The organism is Cupriavidus sp. 8B (genome assembly GCF_054589115.1).
In genome coordinates, this window is record NZ_BAAILO010000634.1 from 1 (window position 1) to 294 (window position 294).

The following is a 294-nucleotide window of genomic DNA, read 5'->3' on the forward strand; positions in this document are numbered from 1 at the left end:
GACGGCTCGGCCGTTGCCGCGGGCTGTTGAGTATCAGCGTACGAACTGTTTCAGGCGAAACGGGTCCGATCAGCCTTCGCTCGGATCATAGGGCGACGCCCGGTTTTCAAGCTTCCACCTCTTCTCGGCTTCCGTGTCGGGACGAGGTGGGTGAATGCTGTCGATCAACCACAGTTCGCGCGGTGTTTCGCCGACATGCAACTCGAAGTGGTAGCCCCGATCCTGAACGAAGGGTGCAATCGCGGCATTCGCTTTGCGCAGCCAGGACGCCGTCCACTCGACGTCCTTGGAGAT

Annotated in this window: 1 protein-coding gene; it reads right to left on the reverse strand. The window is 60.5% G+C overall.

From position 1 onward, the window contains the following. Positions 1–69 precede the first annotated feature (69 nt). A partial coding sequence (locus ACYP5B_RS51460) for a tautomerase family protein (protein ID WP_459575223.1) occupies positions 70–294 on the reverse strand: 225 nt, incomplete at its 5' end.